The 21,960-nt window shown below is 29.2% G+C and carries 19 protein-coding genes; 2 read left to right on the top strand and 17 right to left on the bottom strand.

Annotated elements, in window-relative coordinates:
- Positions 1-9 precede the first annotated feature (9 nt).
- The 12 genes from yqeK to AYC61_RS01740 all read right to left on the bottom strand — a co-directional run bounded on the left by yqeK (position 10) and on the right by AYC61_RS01740 (position 14,997).
- The gene (gene yqeK / locus AYC61_RS01695; RefSeq protein WP_082759731.1) at positions 10-624 is read right to left on the bottom strand and encodes a bis(5'-nucleosyl)-tetraphosphatase (symmetrical) YqeK; all 615 of its coding nucleotides are present in this window, start codon (positions 622-624) and stop codon (positions 10-12) included.
- Positions 625-1,144: 520 nt separating this feature from the next.
- A complete protein-coding gene (locus tag AYC61_RS01700; protein WP_082759732.1) occupies positions 1,145-2,122 on the bottom strand; it encodes a gluconeogenesis factor YvcK family protein in 978 nt (325 codons plus the stop codon).
- Between the two features lie 190 nt (positions 2,123-2,312).
- The gene (rapZ, locus tag AYC61_RS01705; protein ID WP_066495899.1) at positions 2,313-3,176 is read right to left on the bottom strand and encodes an RNase adapter RapZ; all 864 of its coding nucleotides are present in this window, start codon (positions 3,174-3,176) and stop codon (positions 2,313-2,315) included.
- A gap of 11 nt (positions 3,177-3,187) precedes the next feature.
- Positions 3,188-3,925 (bottom strand): PHP domain-containing protein, encoded by a 738-nt coding sequence (locus tag AYC61_RS01710; protein ID WP_066495902.1) that lies wholly within the window; start codon positions 3,923-3,925, stop codon positions 3,188-3,190.
- Between the two features lies 1 nt (position 3,926).
- Positions 3,927-4,841, bottom strand: coding sequence for a UDP-N-acetylmuramate dehydrogenase (murB, locus tag AYC61_RS01715; protein WP_066495905.1), 915 nt, complete (start codon positions 4,839-4,841; stop codon positions 3,927-3,929).
- A gap of 236 nt (positions 4,842-5,077) precedes the next feature.
- Entirely contained in the window at positions 5,078-5,959 is an 882-nt protein-coding gene (locus AYC61_RS01720; protein WP_066495906.1) for a hypothetical protein, read from the bottom strand.
- A gap of 279 nt (positions 5,960-6,238) precedes the next feature.
- The gene (locus AYC61_RS20915; RefSeq protein WP_156456297.1) at positions 6,239-6,391 is read right to left on the bottom strand and encodes a hypothetical protein; all 153 of its coding nucleotides are present in this window, start codon (positions 6,389-6,391) and stop codon (positions 6,239-6,241) included.
- Positions 6,392-6,436: 45 nt separating this feature from the next.
- Positions 6,437-6,568: a hypothetical protein gene (locus AYC61_RS21945; RefSeq protein WP_275935206.1), complete on the bottom strand. Its 132-nt coding sequence runs from the start codon at positions 6,566-6,568 to the stop codon at positions 6,437-6,439.
- A gap of 115 nt (positions 6,569-6,683) precedes the next feature.
- Positions 6,684-8,459 carry a DUF6273 domain-containing protein gene (locus AYC61_RS01725; protein ID WP_066495908.1) on the bottom strand — a complete coding sequence of 592 codons (1,776 nt, stop codon included), beginning with the start codon at positions 8,457-8,459 and terminating at the stop codon, positions 6,684-6,686.
- 68 nt (positions 8,460-8,527) lie between these two features.
- A complete protein-coding gene (locus AYC61_RS01730) occupies positions 8,528-10,294 on the bottom strand; it encodes a DUF6273 domain-containing protein (RefSeq protein ID WP_066495912.1) in 1,767 nt (588 codons plus the stop codon).
- A 160-nt stretch (positions 10,295-10,454) separates the two neighbouring features.
- Complete coding sequence (gene nifJ / locus AYC61_RS01735) at positions 10,455-13,988, bottom strand: pyruvate:ferredoxin (flavodoxin) oxidoreductase (protein ID WP_066495915.1); 3,534 nt, start codon at positions 13,986-13,988, stop codon at positions 10,455-10,457.
- Between the two features lie 280 nt (positions 13,989-14,268).
- A complete protein-coding gene (locus tag AYC61_RS01740; protein ID WP_066495917.1) occupies positions 14,269-14,997 on the bottom strand; it encodes a phosphatase in 729 nt (242 codons plus the stop codon).
- Between the two features lie 47 nt (positions 14,998-15,044).
- On the opposite strand from AYC61_RS01740, the gene AYC61_RS20925 reads away from it, so the two are divergent.
- The gene (locus AYC61_RS20925) at positions 15,045-15,224 is read left to right on the top strand and encodes a hypothetical protein (protein WP_162265423.1); all 180 of its coding nucleotides are present in this window, start codon (positions 15,045-15,047) and stop codon (positions 15,222-15,224) included.
- 103 nt (positions 15,225-15,327) lie between these two features.
- Here AYC61_RS20925 and hprK read toward each other — a convergent pair whose 3' ends face one another.
- From hprK to uvrC, 3 genes are read right to left on the bottom strand one after another with little or no spacing between them, the layout of a single operon-like run.
- Positions 15,328-16,248, bottom strand: coding sequence for an HPr(Ser) kinase/phosphatase (hprK, locus tag AYC61_RS01745; protein ID WP_066495920.1), 921 nt, complete (start codon positions 16,246-16,248; stop codon positions 15,328-15,330).
- Positions 16,249-16,270: 22 nt separating this feature from the next.
- Positions 16,271-16,468, bottom strand: a complete 198-nt coding sequence (locus AYC61_RS01750) for a PspC domain-containing protein (protein WP_066495922.1) — start codon at positions 16,466-16,468, stop codon at positions 16,271-16,273.
- A 14-nt stretch (positions 16,469-16,482) separates the two neighbouring features.
- Positions 16,483-18,345, bottom strand: a complete 1,863-nt coding sequence (gene uvrC, locus AYC61_RS01755; RefSeq protein ID WP_066495924.1) for an excinuclease ABC subunit UvrC — start codon at positions 18,343-18,345, stop codon at positions 16,483-16,485.
- Between the two features lie 204 nt (positions 18,346-18,549).
- On the opposite strand from uvrC, the gene AYC61_RS01760 reads away from it, so the two are divergent.
- Positions 18,550-19,227: a hypothetical protein gene (locus tag AYC61_RS01760; RefSeq protein ID WP_066495925.1), complete on the top strand. Its 678-nt coding sequence runs from the start codon at positions 18,550-18,552 to the stop codon at positions 19,225-19,227.
- A 170-nt stretch (positions 19,228-19,397) separates the two neighbouring features.
- On the opposite strand, the gene AYC61_RS01765 is transcribed toward AYC61_RS01760, so the two are convergent.
- Positions 19,398-19,943, bottom strand: coding sequence for a stalk domain-containing protein (locus tag AYC61_RS01765; RefSeq protein ID WP_066495930.1), 546 nt, complete (start codon positions 19,941-19,943; stop codon positions 19,398-19,400).
- A gap of 89 nt (positions 19,944-20,032) precedes the next feature.
- A complete protein-coding gene (locus tag AYC61_RS01770) occupies positions 20,033-21,298 on the bottom strand; it encodes an MFS transporter (RefSeq protein ID WP_066495932.1) in 1,266 nt (421 codons plus the stop codon).
- Between the last annotated feature and the right edge of the window lie 662 nt (positions 21,299-21,960).

Genomic DNA, 21,960 nt, shown 5'->3' on the forward strand with positions numbered 1-21,960 from the left:
TCATGTTTTCTAAAATTTTGATTGTTTTTCATTAAAAAAATCATGTGCATCTTCAAGTAAAGGATGAATTATGTTTGCAGTTTTGTATAAATAATTAATAAACACATGTACTCCTTGTTCTAATGATTCATCTAAACCTTCCTTGACTTCTTTTATATAAGGCGGTGTTCCACTTTGATCCCACATTATTTTATCTGCTATAAATACTACCATATCTAATTTTGTTGGATTAGCTTTTAATGTCGTATGACATGATATTGCATCTAATATTTCTTTGTCTTTTACTGCAAACATTAAATTAGCAATTTCTTTTGAAAGCCTCTGGTGAATTAAATTTGGAAGTTCTCTTTCTTCATTAAATATTTTCATATTCAACGATTCTGCAACTTCTATTTTCTTGTTATTAGGAATAACTGCACTTATGTCATGAAAAAAACCTGCTATCTCAGCTTTATTTTCATCAACCCCAAAAACAATAGCTAATTCTTTAGCTTTCAAACCTACTTGTTTTACATGTTCAGCTACTATATGTTTCTCATATTTTTCTAAAATCCTAACACTTTCTTCTAACATGTTGTTATCTTTTATTACATTTTCGCTAAGTTCTTTTAATAATTTATGCATTTTTTACCCCCTTGTTATATATATTTTAGTTAATTGCAAAACTCTACACTATACATAAATTCAATGTTTACAGCTATGAAGCAACCCAGTTTTTCCCCCATAAAACAGTTGTAAAAATACCAATATAGTTACTAGGAAACCATCTCATGTTTCTTTGAAAGCGTGCCTTCAAGAGTTTGTTTCTTCATCGCTCTTAAGTAAAGAACCAAAATCTACGATTTTGAGTGAATCACTTACTGCTAGGAACGCAGTGAGTAGTGAGCTTCTTATTCATTTCAAAACGGGCTCTTGCCCAGCCGTCAAAGATTATGAGATGGATCCCTCGCCCACAACTTATAAGCTAAAATAGTTAATGTTATGTACATATTATATTTAAATTTTGCTTTGCAACTAACTATTATATGTTTTTTCTTCTTAAATAAACAAAAATGCGAAACTCATCGCATCTTTGTCTAAATTTTTAGCCTTTAGTATATAAAATTTCTTTAACTATATAATAAACCATACTTTTTTTATAAATTTAATAGTTTTTTAACAAACTTAATATTAATTTACTTAACTTATCAGCATCATGCCTAATATAATTCTTCTTTATATCAACCAAATAATCTTGAATTAGTGTTATACCCAAATCTTTTAATTGTTCATTATCTTTTTCTGTTAGTATTACAGGCTTAGCTCCGTCCTTTTTATAGTATTTTAATAATACTTGATTCGGTATATTCTCAGAGTTAGCTATTACGTAATCAATAATATTAAATTGAGAATGATTTAAAATACCTTTAACATGCTTTGTTACTGTATAATTATCTGTTTCACCAGGTTGTGTCATTACATTTGAGATATAAACACATTTTGCTTTAGATTTATCTATTGCCTTTGTTATCCCTTCGATTAGCAAATTGGGTATAATACTTGTAAAAAGACTTCCCGGTCCAAGTACTACAATATCTGCATCATGTATTGCTGTTATAGCTTCCTCAGATGGCTTGCATATCTCAGGCTCTATATACATCTGCTCAATATATACTTCATTTTCCATGCAGTACTCAGGTATATATGATTCTCCTTTTATTATAACATCATTATTTAAACGTGCTTTTAGTCTAACATCTTCTAATGTCATTGGCAGAACTTTCCCTGTTACTGCTAAAACGTTATTCATTTCTTTGATAGCTAATTCAAAGTTTCCGCATATTCCATTCATTGCTGCTATAAAAAGGTTACCAAAGCTTTGATTCTTTAAATTACCTTCTGTAAATCTATATTGTAATAGCTTTTCCATCATTGGTTCTGTGTTTGCTAATGCTAATAAACAACTCCTAATATCCCCGGGTGCTAACATTCCTAAATCTTCTCTTAAAATTCCTGAACTACCACCATCATCAGCTACGGTAACTATTGCAGTTATGTTTTTAGTATAATTTTTTAACCCTCTCAACAATACCGAAAGACCTGTACCACCACCTATTACAACTATCTTAGGCTGTTCTTGCATGTTAAATTCCTCCCTATATTAGGCATATTCAAAAAATAAACTAATCATTTTACTCGTTCTTTTGAATATTTTCGTTGTTACTCAATCACTTACATACAGTCAGTATGCGCGTAATTAAGTGCCTAGAAAATAATCAAAATCACTTCGTAATTTGACTTGTTTATTTTTTTCATATGCCTTAAACTAATACTTAAGCCTTTCTTTTATAGCTGTCTCTATGGTTTATTGCTACTTTATGACCATTACTTTTTAGATATTCGTACAAATAATTAGCAATTGTAACAGATCTATGCTTGCCACCAGTACACCCTATAGCTATCATCAATTGCATCTTTCCTTCTTTTATATAAAAAGGTATTAGAAAATCTATCATATCTGTAAGTTTATCAACGAATACCTTTGTCTCATTCCACTTCATTACATAGTCTTTCACTTTTTGATCATTACCTGTCATTGGACGCAATTCATCTACGTAATGTGGATTAGGTAAAAATCTTACATCAAATACCAAATCTGCATCGATAACAATTCCGTACTTATACCCAAATGATGAAATTGATACAATAAAATTATCTACTTCTTTTCCTTCTAAAAACAATTTCTTTATTTCTTCTTTTAACATGCCCGTTGTAAAATTACTAGTATTTATAATATAGTCTGATTTCTTTTTGACTTCTTCAAGTAAATTTCTTTCTTTGTTAATACCTTCTATAATGCTGCCCTGAGGATTTAATGGGTGTGGTCTTCTAAGCTCTTTATACCTATGAACTAAAACACTATCGTCACAGTCCAAAAACAATATTTTATATTCGTAACCATCTGCTTTTAATTCATCCAGATTCTCGAATAAATCGTTGAAAAATTTGCCACCTCTTATATCTACAACTAATGCTACTTCTTTTATTCTGTCTTTTGATTGTATATATAAATCAATAAACTTAGGTATTAATGATGGAGGTAGGTTGTCCATACAATAATACCCTATATCCTCCATTATCTTCATAGCTTGACTTTTCCCAGCTCCTGATAGTCCTGTTATTATAACAAATTGCATTTAATCACTCCTTAGTCAGTCTTTCTAGCATTTATTATCTTATCAACATCCAAATTTGCTGCAATCACCCTTTTTACTGATTCATCAAAATTTCCTACTCTACTGGGATGATGTGCATCACTGCCTAAAACAAATTTAACATCATATTTTGCAGCCTTTTTAATATTTTCGACAGTTAAATGTCCATGTTTAGAATTAATTTCAAGAGCTACTTTCTTTTCAGCTGCTCCTTTTGCTAAAAGGTCTATGTCAACATCAAGTTTTGCTCCCGGATGCGTTATGAAATCTATAGGATATTTATCCATAGCCATTAAAAGTGCTTTTGTATTTAGCTGTTTCATTTTTTCATTTATCCCTTTAAAAGTCTTCGCAAATGTATTTAATATAAATACTCTATAATTATCTTTTATATTATTCATTAAAACTCCATAGTGAAAACCAACTGCTATTATGTCAAAATAATTAATCATTTCATCATCTATATCAATGTCACCATTATAACTCACAATATTAGATTCTACCCCTAATAAGATTTCTATTTCTTGATATTTTTTATTATATTCATCTATTTCTTTCCTCATCTGCTTAAGTTTACTCTTATCTAGTCCAAATCCAATATGCCCCGGTCCATGGTCACAAATAGCGATTCTGCTTAATCCTTTACTAATTGCACTTTTAACATTATCTTCAATAGTACCTTTACCATGACTGTATATTGTATGTGTATGGTAATCAGCAAATATCTTCATATTACAATTCTCCTATTATTTTGACTTCTGTTTCAAGCATTACTCCAAATTTATCATTAACAGTTTTTTGAACTATTTTTATGAGATTCATTACATCTTCTGCTGTTGCATTACCTAAATTTACTATAAATCCACAATGTTTATCTGAAACTTGGGCATCTTTAAATCTCATTCCTTTTAATCCTGCTTCTTGTATTAATCTTGATGCATAATCGCCCTCAGGTCTTTTAAATGTGCTTCCTGCACTTGGTAAATGAAGTGGCTGCTTAGTAGTTCTTTTTACTGTTAACTCATCCATGTATACTTTTATTTCTTCATAATTACCTTTTTCTAATTCAAGTTCTACTTCTAAAACTATTAAATTATCATCTTGAGCCTTACTATTTCTATACCCAAAATTCAATTCATCATTATTATATATATATAAATTCCCTTTATTATCAACACATTTTACTTTTGTTACTATTTGACTCATCTCAAATCCATATGCACCTGCATTCATAGCTACAGCTCCACCTATAGATCCTGGTATACCACTTCCGCCTTCCATGCCGGTAAGTGAGCTTTTAAGCGCTATTTTAGCTACTGTTGATAGCAATGCTCCACACTGGACTTTTATATTATTACCATTTACTTTAATATCACTAATATTTTCAGCAAGCTTTATAACTACTCCTCTTATCCCTTTATCTGTAACTAATAAATTTGTTCCATTTCCAACTATGCAAAACTCAATCCCTAACTCATTACATACTTTTAAAACTAAAATTACATCTTCTATCTTCTTAGGTAAGACTAGCACATCTGCATTCCCACCAATCCTAAAATATGTATGTTTTTTCATTGGTTCATCAAGTAAAACTTCTCCACAAAAATCTCTATTCAATAATACTTCTTTTATATCTGATACTTTCAAACAATCAACTCCCGTATATATATTAACCTATTATATATTATTAACCAAATAATGTCTATGTTCTACCTAGATACTAAAAGTATATCTTTTTTTAATAATACTTACAAGGTGTTTAAATTAATAAATTATGTATGAAAATTTTCTACAAATGAAATTTTTTTAGCAAAAGTCAAAAAAAACTTCTTACAAATTTTGTTTGTAAGAAGTTTCCCTAATACCTACTTTAATATTTATATTTAATAAATGTATACATGTCTTTCATATGGAATAGGTTTTTTTATTGTACCATAAAATTCTTCTCTACTGCTAAAATCATATCCACTTGTAATTTCATGATAGTAACCATCTTCAAACGGTAATAATTCACGCATAACTTCTGGTATTTTATAATAGTCATCATTGTAATGATGAGGAGCACAGAAAGTGTGATATTGTAAGAACCTACCATCTGCTAACCAAACAGAGATATCAAACTCATAACTTAATCCATCAGGAACTGCAGGACTAGTTACGATTATATCAGTAACTTTTGTTTTTTTGTCATAAGTTTTATAAGGCACATAGTCTATAACAACTTCATATATATCATGGCAAAAACCTGAATATATGTTACAATACCTTGCATCAGCTGGTGCTCCTACTGGGAATGCGTAAGAAGTACCTTTTGAAATAGAATAAGATGAACTACTTGCATTATTCGTTGCAAGCGTTGTACTTACTGATGTATTAACCGAACTATTAACCGCCTTAAAACTAGCTGATGTACTGGTAGTTGTACTCCACTGTACAGAAGTGCTTCTTGTATCAGTATGAGTTTCTGTTACTGTTTTTGTTTGTCCAGGATATAAGCTTAATAAAAACTCTGATTGTACTAAAGTAAGGTCAGTAGATGTACGTTTAATATGCCTTATTCTCTGCTTGTATTTATTACCATTGCTGTCTGTTTTAATTTCATATCCTGCTGTAGAATTCTCATCATAAGGTATGCCTATGTAAATATCTTCACTTTTTAACGAAGAATTTAATGGCCTTAGAAAAGAATCTGGTGAACTAGCATAAACCGAAAATGAAGAAATAACTAATAACATCATTAAAATAATTGCACACACTTTTTTCATCCTAAAACCCCCTATATGTATTATAAACAACAATTTACAATAATAATATATTGTTTAATTATATTATTATTTTTGTAATTTTGTTATTTCTTGTATATATTATATCGTTTTTGTAATAATTTTGCAACATCTTTTTCATAATATTTAATAAAAGTGTATTATTTAAAATATATAGCTATTGTTTTTATATATGTATTTATGTGTTAATTTTTGGTTTTGTAGAGATAAAAAAATAACCATTTATTATAGTAAATGGTCTTAATATTTAGTACGTAAAATTTAAACTGTCCTACGTTTCAATATATTAATGTCTACCTCATGCCTACCTGTTATATTTTTCAGAACTTCTACACTTTCTTTTATTTCTTTAGCATCTTTTGAAATATTCTTTACAGCTGTTTCAATTACATCAGTTTTATTTTTTATTAGCATATGCATACTGTGAAGTAGTTTTTCATACTGCTCTTTATGTGAAGTTTATATTTCTGCAATTATATCTATCTTATTTTCTATAAATTCAAGTTTAGTAGAATTGTCATTTACTTTTTTCTCAAGTCTTGATTGCCCCTCAAGCAGTTTTGAAAGCATGTTTTTCATCTCATTATCCAACTTTATCAACTCAAATTTGTATCCTAAATTTTGTACTGCTTATATAAAATTGTAATTTAATTACATTTTTATTGTAATATTCATTTTATTAACTTGCAAGTAACATATATTTATCTTATTGTATGTCAAAGCACCCATTGAAACTATTAATTTTCATTTTATGTATAACTTCTAATACATTTGTAACTTTTATTTCCTCTAAAGTATTAATGTTAATAACATGTATTTCCCTACTATGATCTATAACTTCATTTGCTTTTGCTAATATCACTATCAATTCATCTGTTTTATCCATGTTTAAATCAGCTATTATAAGCTTTGGAGCAGTGCCTGATACATTGGTCCAATTAAATACTCTCTCTTTATCGCCAATCTTTAATATCATGTCTTTTAATAATCCATCTTCTTCATTTTTATAGTATAGATATACATCTGCAATATCAATTTGTGATATCAAATTTCTATCATCAAACACTATTTCTCTATCATCTGTAATAAAAACATCCTTTCTTATATGTATTGCTGGTCGGACTCCTGATTGAGATGTTACTCCTATATAATAACATATATCAACATCTGCATTTAAACCTTTTGAATTAATTAACCACCAATCAAATAATGTAACATTTTGTGAAAAAAAATCATTATATTTATCAAACTCACTTTTGCTCAAGAGTCCTATTTTGTCTCTCACTGTCTTTTCTTCTTCTTTATATTTTTCACCACAGTTCCAAGTCCAGTCCTGTATTAATGCTCTTTCTTTTTCTGGAATCTTGTTTAAAAAATCTTCATTTAAATACTTTCTTATTGAACTATTTTCATAATCTTCGCATGAATTTTTATCCCACTGTCTATTACCATCATTTTCACTCATAATTAACAATCCATTTGATGGATTTAATACAATCCACTGCCTGCCAGCAAAAAATACAGCATCTCCAAATTTAAGTGTAGAAAACGACTTTGCTTTTCTAAGGTAAACTGTTCTATAATCTGATACTTTATTTAAATCATATTTGTCTCTTGCCATAACATAATAAGTATCTTCTTTTAATCCAGTAAATTCATATGAATCGTGCCATGTCAAACCTCTATCTATACTGTATTCATAATTATTGCTTCCTCCATAAGCGAATATTTTGATCGTTCCATCACTTACAAAACTATGTTCTTCTAAAATAGTGATGTTTTCAAAAAAAACACTTCCATCTTCTGATATACATAAATCACTATTTAAATGTATAACAGGTCGAACATTTAATTTTTTACTAACAGTTTCACCAAAATAAAGAAAGCATCCACACCGTCTTCTATTTAAGCTTGAAACTTCTTTTTCTGAACCATTTCCAATTGGAGTCATAGTCCATCCCCAGTAATACTTGTTTGCACACTCTAAATATGATTCACTCATTATAGTTTCTTGAAGTGTACTAAGGCATTTATATGTTAATAATCCTACCTTATCTATAACTTCCTTACTATATTCATCATTACCCTTACCACATTTCCATCCACTATCTTCAATTAATGATTGATCCTCTTTAGATATCTTATTTAAAAAATTATGATTAAGGTACCATCTTATTAAACTATACTTATATTCATTATTAGTATAATTCCATGGTCTATCTCCATCGTTATAGCTTAAAACATATGTTTCATAACCTATTTTATACCATCGTTTTTCACCGAATGTTATGTCATCACCTATTTTTACATCACTAAGATGCTTATACTCTTTTGTTTCTGCTTTATTATCCTTTGCACATGCTTTATTATTTATTGAAAATTCGCCAAACATATTATAATGCATTGGAGTTGCAAATAACTGCAAAACAATAATTCCAGCTATTAACATTGTTATTTTCTTAACTGCACTATATCTTTTCATATTTACCTCCATTAGATTTATACATTTTAAATGCTTCTATACTTATCCTTTTCAATTTTATTGAATATTCAATTTGTAGTATCTATTTCATCTAAAGTCTTAATATTAATCACATGAACCTCTTTTTCAATAACACCAAATTTGTTATTCTTATATAATGTAATAACGAATTCATAAGTTTTATCATCATCTATATCAACTAGGATAAGCTCTGGTACATATGCTCTATTTGATACATTTTCCCAATTAAGATATTTTTCTTTATCCCCTATTTTTAAAATCATTTTATTTATTAATCCATTTTCTTCATCTTTACTGTATAAATATATATCTGCACTTTCTATCTGTGCTATCAAATTCCTATCATCAAAAACGATTTCTCTGTCTTCAGTTACATACAAATCTCGTCTAATATGTATTACAGGACGAACTCCTAATTTTAATCCAGAAGGATACTCATTTACTTCAGGGTATTTTGAATCCTCATCCTCACATATCGCTAGATCAGGATTAATCAACCACCAATTAAATTTATTTATTCCATACTTTGATAATAAATCTTCACTATACATGTCATATTCACTCTTACTTAGTAAACCTATTTTATCGGTTACAAATTTATCCTCGCCACAATTCCATCTCCAATCCTGTATCAACAATTGATCTTTTTGAGAAATTTTATTTGAAAATTCTTTATTTAGATACTTTCGTACTGAGCTGTTTTCATAATCACTCGACCAATTTTTATCCCACTGCCTGTTACCATCGTTTTCACTCATCATTAATAATCCATTTGATGGATTTAATACTATCCACTGTTTATCTGCAAAAAATACTGCATCTTTAAATTTAAGAACTGAATAAAGCTTTGCTTTTTTAAGCTCTACAGTCCTTATATTAGACTCTTTGTTTTTGTCTACTTTATCCCTTGCTTTGACTGTGTATATTCCTTCTTTTAATCTAGTAAATTCATTTGATTCACTCCAACTCATACCATTATCTATGCTATATTCATAGCTACCGCTTCCTCCAAAAGCAGATAGCTTGATAATTCCATTATCTATCACCATATTATGTTCTTCATTAATGCTAATATCTTTAGAAAAAACTGTGCCATCCTTAGTTATAAATAATCCTTCATTTAAATGAATTACTGGACGAACTTCTTGTTTTGTTTCAACTTCTGTATCCTCAGAATAATATTTTTCATAACGATTATTCCATACAAAAGCTTTAACTTTATCATTACAAAAACCAAGCCCATATTCATACATATTTCTTAATGTAATCAACCATCCATAATAGTATTTACCATACTTTTTTGAATCTTCTCCAAGTTTTAATAGATTATCTAGTTCATCAATAAAAGTATCTATTTCTTCATATGTTAATAACCCTACCTTATCTGATACTTGCTTATCATCCTCATTATCCTTAAAACCACAGTTCCATGTCCAATCTTGTATCAAAGCTTGATCTTCTTTAGGAATTTTATTTAAAAAACCTTTATTGAGATATCTCCTTATTAAACTATATTTGTAATCATTATTTGCATAATTCCATGCTCTATCTCCATCATTATGACTTAAAACTATTCCACCATTTTGCGGATTATACACATACCACTCCATTCCTCCAAATTTTATTTTATTTCCAACTTTCATACTCGAAAAAGGCTTACTATTCTTGATAACTGCTTTAGTGTTTTTCGCAAAAGCTTCATTGTTGTTTACTAAAAAACTAGATGAATCATATGGTGTTGTTAATGCAAACAACTGTATTGCTACTATAGCTACCAAAGCAGTTACTATTCTTTTTAATTTGATATCGTTCATATTCTACATTTATACCTCCTTTGAATTTTCCTACTATTTTCAATATTTACATTTATTATTTCTATGAAAAATATGTATTTCCTTTTTATAATCATTAACATTTTTTAATAATTTTCTACAAAAAAAAACAGCAGCTCAAGGCTGCTGTTTTTTTTATATTCTAGTATTGCATTTCTGCCATACGTTTGTAAGTTTCAAATCTTTCTTTAGCTTCTTTTTCAGCTTTTTCAAACATTTGTCCAGCTATTTCTGGGAATGTCTTCTCAAGTGATGTATATCTTACTTCACTTCTTAAGAATGCTTGGAAATCTCCTGTTGGCTCTTTAGAATCAAGTGTAAATGGATTCTTTCCTGCATCTTTTAACTCTGGGTTAAATCTATATAAATGCCAGTAACCAGCTTCAACTGCAAGTTTCTCTTGCTCTTGTGTTTTACCCATACCAGCTTTTATACCATGGTTGATACATGGAGCGTAAGCTATGATTAATGAAGGTCCTTTGTAGCTTTCAGCTTCAGTTAATGCCTTCATGAATTGGTTCTTGTTAGATCCCATTGCTACTTGTGCTACATATACATATCCATAAGATGTTGCCATCAATCCTAAGTCTTTTTTCTTAACTTTCTTACCAGAAGCAGCAAACTTAGCAACAGCAGCTGTTGGTGTAGCTTTTGAAGACTGACCACCTGTATTAGAATATACTTCTGTATCGTATACTATTACATTTATATCTTCACCTGATGCCAATACATGATCTAATCCGCCATAACCGATATCATATGACCAACCATCTCCACCAGAAATCCATAATGATTTTTTAACTAAGAAATCTGCTTTATCAGCTATGTCTTTTAATAATTTATTAGCTTTGTCATCTCCTAAATCTTTAGAGAACCAAACAGCTAATTTAGCTTTTGCTTCTTTTGACTTGTCAGGATCATCTTTTCCTTCTAGCCATAATTTCAACGCATCTTTTAATTCAGCTGGAATATTTAATTCAACTAATTCTTTAGCTTTCGTTTCAATAAAGTCTTTCATATGCTTAACAGCTAATAACATACCATATCCAAACTCAGCATTATCTTCAAATAATGAGTTAGCCCATGCAGGTCCTTGACCTTTAGCATTTTTACAATATGGAGTAGTTGGTGCAGAACCTCCCCAAATTGATGAACAACCTGTAGCATTTGCAACTAACATTCTTTCACCGAATAATTGAGTTATTACTTTCATGTATGGAGTTTCTCCACAACCAGCACAAGCTCCTGAGAATTCAAATAATGGTTGTGCGAATTGACTACCTTTAACATTTTCTTTAGTCATTAAATCATCTTTTACAGTTACTTTATTAACTGCATAATCCCAATTAGCAACTTCTTTTTCTGTTTGAGATTCTATTGGCTTCATGATTAATGCTTTATTCTTAGAAGGACATATATCAGCACAGTTTCCGCAACCAGTACAATCTAGTGCACTAACTTGCATACGATATTGTAATCCTTCAAGACCTTTACCAATAGCTTTCTTAGTTTCAAAACCTTCAGGTGCATTTTTAACTTCTTCTTCTGTTAATAATATTGGTCTGATTGCAGCATGTGGACAAATGAATGCACATTGGTTACACTGTATACAATTATCAATTTGCCACTCTGGAACTGTAACAGCTATACCACGTTTTTCAAAAGCTGCACTTCCGTTTTCAAATGTACCATCTTCTCTTCCGTCGAAAGCACTTACAGGAAGGTTATCTCCTTCTTGTCTGTTCATTGGTCTTAATATATTTTTTATAAAATCAGGTTCTTTTACTTCTTTTGCATCTTCTACTTTTGCATCTGCCCATGAAGCTGGAACATCTATTTTAACTAATGCATCAATACCTTTATCAACTGCTGCATTATTCATATCAACAATTTTTTGACCTTTTTTGCCATAAGATTTAACTATTGCTTCTTTTAAATACTCTAAAGCTTTGTCTAATTCTATAACATCAGCAAGTTTGAAGAATGCTGCCTGCATAATCATATTTGTTCTATTTCCAAGTCCGATTTCTTGTGCAATTTGAGTTGCATTGATAGTATAGAATTCAATATCATTTTGAGCTATGTATCTCTTCAAATCTGGAGACATTTTCTCATCTAATTGATCTTGAGCCCATAGTGTATTTAATAAGAATTTACCACCTTTTTTCAAACCTTTAAGAATATCATATTTGCCAACATAAGATTGTTGTGAACATGATGCAAAATCTGCTTCACTAATTAAATATGTTGATTTGATTGGTTGCTTACCAAATCTTAAGTGAGATACTGTAACTCCACCTGATTTTTTAGAGTCATATGAAAAATATCCTTGAGCATACATATCAGTTTTGTCACCGATAATTTTAATAGCGTTTTTGTTTGCTCCAACTGTACCATCAGAACCAAGTCCCCAGAATTTACATCTGATTGTTCCTTTTGGCGCTGTAACAATATTTTCTTTAATCTCTAAAGAAGTATGAGTTACATCATCATTAATACCAACAGTAAATCCATTCTTTGGCTCAGCTTGTTTAAGATTATCATAAACTGCTTTTATTTGTGATGGTGTAGTGTCTTTTGAACCTAATCCGTAACGTCCGCCTACGATAACAGGTCTTTCTGCTTTATCATAGAACAATGTACAGATATCTTGATATAATGGTTCTCCTAATGATCCTGGTTCTTTAGTTCTATCTAATGCAGCTATTTTTTTAACTGTCTTAGGTAAAACATCAAAGAAATATTTTGCAGAGAATGGTCTATATAAACGAACTTTTATTAAACCAACTTTTTCTCCTTTAGCATTTAAGTAATCTATAGTTTCTTCAATAGTATCTGTTACTGAACCCATAGCTACTATAATATTTTCAGCATCTTCTGCTCCATAGTAGTTAAATGGTTTATATTCTCTTCCAGTAATTTCGCTCATATTCTTCATGTATCCTGCAACTATATCAGGGATGTCTGTGTAGAATTTGTTTGATGCTTCCTTAGCTTGGAAATAAATATCAGGGTTTTGAGCTGTACCTCTAGTTACAGGATGCTCTGGATTCAATGCATTATCTCTAAATCTATTAACAGCTTCAAAATCAGTTAATTTTGCGAATTCTTTATAATCAATTAATTCAATTTTTTGAATTTCATGAGATGTTCTAAATCCGTCAAAGAAATGTACAAATGGTACTCTTGTCTTAATAGATGTTAAGTGAGCAACTCCTCCGATGTCCATAACTTCTTGAACACTACCTGATGCAAGCATTGCAAAACCAGTTTGTCTAGTAGCCATTACATCAGAATGATCTCCAAAGATTGATAAAGCATGACCTGCTATTGCACGTGCACTAACATGGAATACACCTGGTAATAATTCACCAGCTATTTTATACATGTTAGGTATCATTAATAATAATCCTTGTGATGCTGTAAATGTAGTAGTTAGAGCACCAGCAGCTAATGAACCGTGTACTGCACCAGAAGCTCCACCCTCAGATTGTAATTCAGATACTTGTACCTTTTGTCCAAATATGTTTTTTCTTCCGTGAGCTGCCCATTCATCTATATGTTCAGCCATTGGAGAAGATGGTGTTATTGGAAATATTGCAGCAACATCTGTAAAAGCATAAGCAACGTAAGCTGCAGCTGTATTTCCATCCATTGTTTTCATAACCTTTGCCATGTCGTTTCCTCCTCATTTATAATTGATAATTCTTATTGATTGTTAACATATATACTAAGTATAATCAACAGTTTTAACAAAGTCAATATGATACAATTTTTTGTAAACATCAAAAAAAGTTGTAATGCCTTTAAACCTGTTAATACTGGATAATAACAGCATTTCACCTTGAAAGAACAGTAATAAAAAAAATTTTATATTATTGTACTATATTTCATTTTTCCCAATGTAATAAAAATTATTTTATCCAAGTCTAAAAATTTTAACTTACGTTTGTTATTTACTTAACAAATCTATCTTTCCCCTTTAATTTTAGATAATCTTTAAGTTTTTGTACTGAAGTATTCATTATTAGTTTCTCTGGCATATTTATATCTTCTAATACCTTTTTTACTTCATCAAAGTTACCAACATCAAGAGCAAAATGAGAGTCACTACCAATTATTATTGGTATATTATATTCTTTGCATAATTGAGCGATTTTTATACAATTATCCTTACTTCCTATCCTACTCTTTTTAAATGAACTGTTATTAATTTCAACTAATATCCCTGTTTCCTTTGCTGCTTGTACAAATTTTAATGTATCTATCTCAAATTGAGGATTACCTGGATGTACTATAACATCAACATATTTGTTTTTCATTGCATTTATTAATGTGTTAGTATTTTGTTCTCTTGTATCTGGAGCTAAACATGGTTTATGAAACCCAGCTAATACTATATCTAAATTTTTAAGTATTTCTTCTGGTACATCCAATCCACCATTTTTATCAATAATATTCGCTTCTACTCCCTTTAATATTTCAACTCCATATAACTCATCAGGAAGCACTTTTGTATTTGCTATATGATACATATGTGGTCCTCCTGGCAAAGTTGGACCATGATCTGTTATTCCAACCATTTTAAGTCCTTTATTACTTGCTTCTTTAACTATCTCCATAACAGTACTATAAGCATGGCCACTTGATATAGTATGAGTATGTGTATCTAAAACAAATTTCATAAAAATATCTCCTTTGCAATTCAAACCCAGATTATTTATAAAAAATTATGAGCAGTGAACTAAAATCTATGATTTTATGTGAATCGCTTACTCCTATGAAAAGCGGAATAGGAGATTCATTAATAAGTATTCCTTCTGGTTATAAGATACCCATTAAATGGCGGGCATACCAACTCGGTATGCCTTCGAAGGTTAACTTATATGTACCTCAGACTACGTCTGAATAAGCGATTCACACTAAATTAAAAATTAGGTTCTCTGCTCATAATTCAGAAACTTACAGCATATTATTTGCGCGTTATATGAATAATCAGGGTTAATTATATTTTTTTATTTATTAGTTAATTCATTTATTAATCTTTTGTTAAATTCTACTGCTGCATTATATCCCATGTGTTTTTGTCTATGATTCATTGCAGCAACTTCTAAAATCATAGCTACATTTCTGCCAGGTTTAATAGGTAATGTTAATTTAGTGAGCTTCGTGTTTAATATTTCCATATACTCATCATCTAACCCAAGCCTATCATATTCTTTATTTTTATTCCAATATTCTAATTCTACTATAAGATCTATAGTTTTTGAATTTCTAATAGATCCTACTCCATATAGTCTTTTTACATCTAAAATACCTATGCCTCTAATCTCTATTAAATGCTTAATAATCTCTGGTGCTCTACCTTTGAGTATTCCTTCATCTTCTTGCTTGATTTCAACAGCATCATCTGCTACTAACCTGTGACCTCTTTTAATTAATTCTAAAGCAGTTTCGCTTTTACCAACACCACTTTTACCTAATATTAACATGCCTATACCATATACTTCCACTAACACTCCATGCATTGTTATACATGGTGCTAATATATCCTCTAGATAATTTGTTAACTTGCTTATAAACTTGGTCGTAGGCATATCAGTTCTTAGAAAAGCTGTATTATGTTTCTTAGCTATATCTATTGCCTTTGAAGTAAAATTTAACCCTCTTGTCATTATAAGGGCTGGTATAGGATAACTCATAAGTTTTTCTAATCTTTGAAATTTTAATTCATTTTCAAATTCATTTAAATAATACCACTCTGCATTGCCCATTACTTGAATTCTGTCGTAGGAAAAATATTTGTAATATCCTGCTATTTGTAATCCTGGTCTATTTATATCACTTTTTGTAATTTTAGTTTCTATATTTTCTCCTTTATATAGTATTTCTAAATTTAGATCTTTAATTAATTTATTTAAATCAACTTCACCCATATTTTCCTCCTATTGCTGTTATTTAATATGCACTTGATGATGGCATAACTGCTGCAGCTATGACATATGCGAGTATACCTCCTATTCCAAGACTAAAAATCGTGAGTAAAACCCATAGTAATCTTATTATTGTTGAATCAATACTAAAATATTCTGCTATACCTCCACAAACTCCAGATACCTTTTTATCACGACTTGCTAAATATAATTTTTTACTCATATATATTCCCTCCTTTAATAATTTCTTTTCTGCCTAAAAAAATTATAAACCTCTTTTGCAGCTTTGGTATTCATACCTTTTGCATTAGCTAATTCATCGACGGATGCTTTTCTAATATTATCTATACTGCCAAATGAAGCTAACAATGACTTCTTTCTTTTTTCTCCTATACCACTTATATCATCAAGTATAGACTTAAACATTTCTTTGCCCCTTAAATTTCTATGATAACTGATAGCAAATCTATGAGCCTCATTTTGTATTTCTGTAATTAATTTAAAAACTTCACTTGATTTTTCTATGCAGATTTCTTTATTTTCATAAATTATACCTCTTGTATTATGATAATCATCTTTTACTAAGCCGCATACAGGTATATCTATATTTAAAGCTTTAAAAACTTTTTTGGCTACATTAATCTGACCTTTTCCTCCATCTACCATTATTAAATCTGGATATATTGAAAATGTTCCTTTTTTAATATCTTTTATGCTTTTTTTCTCTTTTTCTCCTCTAGAAAACCTTCTATATAAAACTTCGTACATACTATCATAATCATTAGGGCCTTCTACTGTTTTTATTTTAAATCTCTTATAGTTACTTGTTTTCTTGATTCCATTTTCAAAAACAATCATTGAAGCAACAGATTGTGTTCCCTGTATATTGGATATATCATAAGCTTCTATTCTACCTGGTGCTTCTTCAAATTTTAATAATTCTGCCAGTTCGTTTATGCCTTCTTTATTTGATTTGAACTTTTTAAGCATCTTTTCGCTATTTTGTTTTAATACTTGTATAGCATTGACTTTAACAAGCTTCATGAGTTGATTTTTTTCTCCTCTTTTTGGAGTTTTTATCGAAACCTTTTGTTCCTTTTTTTCTGATAACCAAACTTCAATTATATCTTGCTCATCAATATCTTCTTGCACTAAAATTTCTTTTGGTATATACCATGCACCTGTATAAAATTGCTTTATAAATGAATTTAATATTTCGCTGTCTGTATTATCTTGTATATTACTTAATAAATAGTGTTCTCTTCCTATTATCTTTCCTTCCCTAACAAAAAATAACTGTATACAAGCTTCATGTTCATTTTTAGCTAATCCTATTATATCCTTATCTTCTAAATCAGATGATAATACTTTTTGTTTCTCGAACATATGCTCAATTAATGCTAGTTTGTCTCTATATTTTGCTGCTTGTTCAAAATCTAAATTTGCAGCCGCCTGCTTCATATTTTTTTTAAGCATATCTATTAAAGCCCTTTTTTTACCACTTAAAAACACAAGTATTTCATCAATCATTTTCATATAATCCTCATGAGAAATTTTACCTGCGCAAGGAGCCAAGCATTTTTTTATGTGATAATTTAAACATGGTCTATTATTTAGTTTATCTTTAGTAAGCCTTTGCCTACAGTTTCTAATTGGAAATACTTTATTTATTATCTCTAATGTTACATTAACCGCTCCAGCATTTGTATATGGTCCAAAATATCTCGCTTTGTCCTTTTTAACTGTCCTCGTTTTAAATATTCTCGGATATTCTTCATTAGTTGTTACTTTAATATAAGGGTACTGTTTATCATCCTTTAATAAAATATTATATCTAGGTCTATATTCTTTTATAAAATTTGATTCAAGTATTAGTGCTTCAACTTCATTGTCTGTAAGTATATATTCAAATTCGCTTATTTTACTAACCATAACACATACTTTGAGTAACATATTTTTTGATGATTGAAAATATTGTCTAACTCTCTTTTTTAATGATATTGCTTTACCAACATATATTATTTCATTTTTATCATCCTTCATTAAATATACACCCGGATGGTCCGGTAATTTTTTAAGTTCTTGCTTTATATCAAACATACTAATCACCTTTTTATAAATAAAAATTTAACTCTATCGATTATACTTATTTTATACAATTTAAGATTATTGATTTAGTTTTAAAAACTAAAAAAGGCTTATTTACTAAACATATTAATTCTTTGTCATAATAATAATATCATATTTGAAGTATATATTAAATTTTTATATAATACAAATGAATAAGATTTTAGGAGGTTTTTTATGTTTAAAAAAACACTTTATTTTTTTCTAGCAATTACAATTACTTTATTATTTTTTACTCTAGTAGGAGGACTGATATTATCTACAAGTGAAGTTGTTTCAGAAAATATATTTGTTAACATTATTATTCCATCAACCTACTCACTAGCTTTATTAATTTTTGCAGTAAGTCTTTGTATTATTAGAAACATGGATACAAAAAAAATCATTACTCAGAATACTACTTTTTTTGTTATTAAATCAGTTAAGTTTAATCTTTATAAAAAAATATGGTTCTACTTAGTTATTACATTGATATACTTCATTCCTTTTTTAAGAGGAATTTCTTTGAAAAATCTTAATCTTACAAGAATTATCGCTTTTATTATAACAATTATCCTTTTTGAATTATTACTTAACTTTTCAAGCAAATCCGTAAAAATACACTTTTTAAGGAATGGTATTGTTATAAATGGTTTTGATTTAAGATTTGAACCACCAATAAACGCTATACAGATATGTAATGACACAGGTTCTTACAGTTACAATAATATAGAGAATTATTTTATTTTTCCTGACCATATAGAAGTATATTTAATTCTTAATCAAGGTAAATTATCTTTTAAAGCAGATTCAGAAACTATAAGAATGTTTACAGGTATAATGCAACAGAAAAAAATACCTATGAAGAAATTTTAGATAAAACTCCTATTTACTTTGTTCCTAGAAGTAAGCGAGAGTTGTACCTCATATTCATTCATATGAGTAAGCGACTCACATAAAATCATAGATTTTAGTTCCCTGCTCAAAATTAAATATTTAGGTTTTTGCTTATAAATAAAGCTCGGCTATTCACCGAGCTTTATGCTTCAAAATGTTATAATTATTCCTCTTATGTTATCGTCTTTATCCAAAACAGCACCTATACAATCTCCACATTTTAAATCCTTTATATCTAAATTCATCATTTTGTCATTTCGCTTTAAAATAATAACTATATCATCTTTTAAAACTAATGGAGATATTACTTCTCTACTGTTATCATCAAAATGTTGTTCAATACTTATTGTTTTTTTATCATAATCAACTTTTGTTATTAAACCATAAACAAAATATTCACCTTTTTTATAGTTACATTCTTCAAAATCTTTGTATGTTGTAAGTGCCACATGTTTATTCTCTTGATTCCATACTACATCTCCTATTAATTCAAATATATCTCGCACTGGAACATACAGTTTCCCATTTATCAAATATTTGTCCTTAATGTCTATAGGCTTTGCATTTATACTTAAACTAATTTTATTATCTTTCTCTATAGATACTTTCTCACTTTTTATACCATAAGCCCCATATGAGAATAATGCTAATATGAATATAAAAGCCAATGTTGTCTTTATTTTTTTATTAATCATAGTATACCTCCTAATATCATCCTTAATCGAATGCTATTAGGATTATAAACATTTTAGGTTGCTTCTATTCGTTAAAAAAAGCAAAAACTCTATAATTCATCCAATGGTTTGTTAAATATTTGAACTAAAAATAGCAACAACGTCGCAATACCAAATATTAAATATATATTATCAAGCGAAATAAATAATATAATAAATCCTACTATAGCACCACCGATAGGCGTCATAGATAAAGCAAGTGCATTGATTAGAGATATCGAACGTGGTAAATACTCACCTTCTATTTTGGTCATAATTCCAACTTTGATAGGCAAATTCAAGATTGGTATTGCTGTTCCCATTAGTATACATGAACTAATCAACGCAGGATAAAGATAGTTAGATTGATTTATTTTGCCTAACTGTGACAAAGCTACATATCCTATAGAAATCAACAAACCTGAAAGTACTATCATTTTTTTGCCAGATAATCGTTTTTTCAGTATAGGAGCAATAAATCCCCCTAGCATCATTGCTATTAAAAAAGTTACTGACATAATAGACAATACAACTGGTTTTTTCTCTAATATTGTATCAACATATGCTACTTGCAATGAATTGAAAGGCACTAAAAATAAGTTGAATATTCCAGCAAAAATACATATATTGAACACAGTCTTGTCTTTTACAACATATTTAAAACCATCTATTAAATCTTTAGAATATTGGTTGACAGCTTTTTTTACTTTTTGTAACTCCTCTTTTTCTACTTTTATAAACGAAATCATAATTCCACTAACTAAGAAAGTACCCGCGTCAATAGCTATAGCACAACCAACTCCCAATGTTCCTATAATTACACCTGCAGCTCCATATCCTACCAATTCCATGAGTGTAGCTCCCATTGAATCAGCTGACACAGCGTAATCATACTTCTTGGCTGGAACTAGTTTCTTGAAGAGTGGCATAGCAGCTGGTGATCTAAATGCCTCAAATGTTGAGTTCAAGAATGTAAATACAAATAAATGCCAAGTCTCCAAATTTCCAGTCATAAATAAAATAGCTGTGCCTAGCACAATTAATCCTCTTGCATAATCACATAAATATACAACTTTTTTCTTGTCCCAATAACTTACTACTACCCCTGTGAATATGTTAAAAACAAATGATGGTATTCCGTTAACTGCAAATAATGTAGCAAGCATTGCCGCTGAGCCAGTCAATTTAAATACCATCCAACCATAAGCTATAACGTCAATTGAATCACCAAATCTGGAAATCATTTTCGATATTAGATATTTTATGAATTCTTTTTCTCTAATAATATCTTTGTATCCAATTTTCTCTTCAACACTAGCGTTATTATTCTCTTTCACTTTTAGCCTCCTTTATTTTTAATAAGCTAACATGTTTTTTTAACCCTGATTATTTATATAACGTTAAACAATATGCTGTAAGTTTTTGAATTAGAAGCTTTCAGTGAATTAGAAGGCATACCGAGTTGGTATGTCGAGAATTTAATGGATAGCTTCTAATCATGAGCAGAGAACTAAAATCTGTGATTTTATGTGAATCGCTTATTCATTCGAAGAATGAGGTTCATTCATAAAAGGTATTTAATTTTCTATGAATAATCTGGGTTTAATTATGTCCTATATAATAAGGTATGATATTTAATATCACACCTTATTAACATTATTTAATTCTAATGATTATGTAAATATTTTAAACCTCTCCTTAAAATTACTTCACTACTTCTTCAAATTCTATTGTCACCTTGCCATTTTACAATAAAAATCTTCTTTTCCGCCCCCTTTCAATTTAAAACTCATAAAATATTCAAGCATGTATTTCACCAGTTTTACTTAAAAACTTATATTTTACTCAATTATCAACTAAATTCATCTTAATCACAATAAAATAATTTCACACTTTATTTAAAATATCATTTAATTCAATTCCCACTAATATATTTATAATAGTTATATACTATCATAAATATTTGTGAATGTGTAAGTTTTTGTTAATTTATTGTTCA

Origin of the sequence: Abyssisolibacter fermentans (assembly GCF_001559865.1) — a bacterium.
In the GTDB taxonomy this organism is placed as follows: domain Bacteria; phylum Bacillota; class Clostridia; order Tissierellales; family MCWD3; genus Abyssisolibacter; species Abyssisolibacter fermentans.

Bases quoted from the DNA above. Each gene is read 5' to 3' on its own strand.
- AYC61_RS20925 (WP_162265423.1), top strand. From the start codon at position 15,045: ATGAGCAGTGAACTAAAATCTATGATTTTATGTGAATCGCTTACTCCT.
- yqeK (WP_082759731.1), bottom strand. From the start codon at position 624: ATGCATAAATTATTAAAAGAACTTAGCGAAAATGTAATAAAAGATAAC.
- uvrC (WP_066495924.1), bottom strand. From the start codon at position 18,345: ATGTTTGATATAAAGCAAGAACTTAAAAAATTACCGGACCATCCGGGT.
- AYC61_RS01725 (WP_066495908.1), bottom strand. From the start codon at position 8,459: ATGAAAAGATATAGTGCAGTTAAGAAAATAACAATGTTAATAGCTGGA.
- AYC61_RS01710 (WP_066495902.1), bottom strand. From the start codon at position 3,925: ATGAAGATATTTGCTGATTACCATACACATACAATATACAGTCATGGT.
- nifJ (WP_066495915.1), bottom strand. From the start codon at position 13,988: ATGGCAAAGGTTATGAAAACAATGGATGGAAATACAGCTGCAGCTTAC.
- hprK (WP_066495920.1), bottom strand. From the start codon at position 16,248: ATGGGTGAAGTTGATTTAAATAAATTAATTAAAGATCTAAATTTAGAA.
- AYC61_RS01730 (WP_066495912.1), bottom strand. From the start codon at position 10,294: ATGAACGATATCAAATTAAAAAGAATAGTAACTGCTTTGGTAGCTATA.
- AYC61_RS01740 (WP_066495917.1), bottom strand. From the start codon at position 14,997: ATGAAATTTGTTTTAGATACACATACTCATACTATATCAAGTGGCCAT.
- rapZ (WP_066495899.1), bottom strand. From the start codon at position 3,176: ATGCAATTTGTTATAATAACAGGACTATCAGGAGCTGGGAAAAGTCAA.
- AYC61_RS01765 (WP_066495930.1), bottom strand. From the start codon at position 19,943: ATGATTAATAAAAAAATAAAGACAACATTGGCTTTTATATTCATATTA.
- AYC61_RS01750 (WP_066495922.1), bottom strand. From the start codon at position 16,468: ATGAGTAAAAAATTATATTTAGCAAGTCGTGATAAAAAGGTATCTGGA.
- AYC61_RS20915 (WP_156456297.1), bottom strand. From the start codon at position 6,391: ATGCTAATAAAAAATAAAACTGATGTAATTGAAACAGCTGTAAAGAAT.
- AYC61_RS01700 (WP_082759732.1), bottom strand. From the start codon at position 2,122: ATGCAAGAACAGCCTAAGATAGTTGTAATAGGTGGTGGTACAGGTCTT.
- AYC61_RS01760 (WP_066495925.1), top strand. From the start codon at position 18,550: ATGTTTAAAAAAACACTTTATTTTTTTCTAGCAATTACAATTACTTTA.
- AYC61_RS01720 (WP_066495906.1), bottom strand. From the start codon at position 5,959: ATGAAAAAAGTGTGTGCAATTATTTTAATGATGTTATTAGTTATTTCT.